Source organism: Fibrobacter sp. (assembly GCF_045112255.1).
Classification (GTDB): Bacteria; Fibrobacterota; Fibrobacteria; order Fibrobacterales; family Fibrobacteraceae; genus Fibrobacter.
The window spans coordinates 1-1687 of the sequence record NZ_JBGUHR010000005.1; the positions used below are offsets into that span (position 1 = coordinate 1).

The window sequence follows — 1687 nt, forward strand, 5'->3', positions numbered from 1 at the left end:
CCAAACAAAACGCCAAAACAGCATAAGCGTAATTTACAGCGCAATAAACAAAGGGGAAATAAATTTCGTTTGCTTTGGCCGCAGACATTACCTTAAGCCTGAAGATGTAAAAAAATGGTTTTACAAGCACAAAAACCACAAAGCCGCCAAAACAACTTTGCCCCCCCCCATTCAAAAGAAAGAACGGAAAAAGCGCGTTTTTACGGAAGAGCAGCTTAATAAAATGCGTGAAAGAATGAATTACGCAAGAACGTTCAAAAGCAACATTCAACATGAGGCAGCACAATGAATAACGAATTGATGATTGACATTGAGACGACCGGAAACAAGGTCGGCTGCAAGGTGCTGAGCCTCGGAGCTTTCGGCTTCGACAAGAACGGGAACCAGGTCGAATTCTACCGTCGCTTTGCCATCGACAAGCAGGCCGAAGCCGGACTCACCGACGACCAGGCAACGATGGAGTGGTGGCAAAAACAAAGCGAGCAGGCCCGCAACGAAGCTTTCAGCGGCACCACGGACCCGGCCGAAGGAATCGGAGAATTCAGGCTGTGGTTTTTCGAGAATTTTGCGACCGGACGCTTCGACAATTTCCGAGTGTGGTCTTGCGGGCTCGATTTCGACTTCCCGATTCTGCAGAACTTCATGAAGGCGTTCGGCTACGCTTTCCCGTGGATGTTCTGGCAGCAGTTCGATTACAGGACCATCAAGAACCTGTTCCCGATCATCAAGGATGACGAAGGCAACGTCGCCAAGCACACGGCCCTGGAAGACGCCAAGGCGCAAATGCGAGGGCTCCGCAGCTTCATCGTTAAGCTCTACACCGCCCGCAAGGCCGGGAACATCAACATGTAAAACGGCAGGCAGGGACCCCGCATCCCTGCACTGCTTTTTGAGGCAGCAATGCAAACAGCAAAAACCCGTAAATTCAAGACTTTCGAAACAATCTGGATGTGGTTTGTGGCAATCGCATTTTCGGTCGCCGGACTTGCCGCGTTTTGCTGCTGGCTGTACGGAATCGGGAAATTCCTGAAAGAGGTTTTCAATGGGTAGACGCAAGAAAGAATCTTTTTACCAGTTGCTGCAACGCCGGATCCGCGAGCACAACGAAGCCGACGCCGCGAAGCTTGCCGCCAAGGCGAAACCCGCCGCCGAGCCAGCCACGCCGCATAAAAACGGAGAATACTGCAAGAACTATCGCAAGCGCCATCCGGAAACGGCCAAGAATGCCGCGAAGAAATGGTTCGAACAGTTCAAGCAAGAGCACGGCATGTGCTACGCCACCTACTACTACAGGAAAAAGCACGGTCTTCTATGATGTTTGAAATCGGAAAACGCGGTCGAAAAAGGATTCCTTTTGAGCAGATGACGCCGGAGCAGAAAAAGAGCAGAGAGCGTTACGAAAGATTCAAGGAACGTCACCCGAATTATACAAAAGAACACGCAAATGAACGCATCCAGCAGCGCAGGGAAGCCGTAAAAAAAGCCACGGATAAATTCAAGGAAGAACACGGCGTCAGCTATTCGGCATACCGCACAAGTATGCTCAAAAGCATCGATTCAGATGCCGCAAGAGCGCAGGCAAGGAAAGACGTCAAAATACGAAGAGAAGGCACGAAACGATGGCTCGAAAAATTCAAGAAAGAACATGGAATGTGCTACTCTACATACAAAAGGAAAATGTTTTTAA

At 49.7% G+C, this 1687-nt stretch carries 5 protein-coding genes; all 5 read left to right on the plus strand.

The window, feature by feature from the left end:
- Window positions 1-289, plus strand: a 289-nt coding sequence (locus ACJMM9_RS00615) for a hypothetical protein (RefSeq protein WP_405322899.1), incomplete at its 5' end; no start/stop codon positions are given.
- Window positions 286-852 (plus strand): 3'-5' exonuclease, encoded by a 567-nt coding sequence (locus tag ACJMM9_RS00620; RefSeq protein WP_405322901.1) that lies wholly within the window; start codon window positions 286-288, stop codon window positions 850-852. The genes ACJMM9_RS00615 and ACJMM9_RS00620, both read left to right, overlap by 4 nt.
- Window positions 853-900: 48 nt before the next feature.
- A complete protein-coding gene (locus tag ACJMM9_RS00625) occupies window positions 901-1050 on the plus strand; it encodes a hypothetical protein (RefSeq protein ID WP_405322903.1) in 150 nt (49 codons plus the stop codon).
- On the plus strand, window positions 1043-1315 hold the full coding sequence (locus ACJMM9_RS00630) for a hypothetical protein (protein WP_405322905.1): 273 nt from the start codon (window positions 1043-1045) through the stop codon (window positions 1313-1315). Before ACJMM9_RS00625 ends, ACJMM9_RS00630 begins: the two co-directional genes overlap by 8 nt.
- Window positions 1312-1687, plus strand: a 376-nt coding sequence (locus ACJMM9_RS00635; protein WP_405322907.1) for a hypothetical protein, incomplete at its 3' end; no start/stop codon positions are given. The genes ACJMM9_RS00630 and ACJMM9_RS00635, both read left to right, overlap by 4 nt.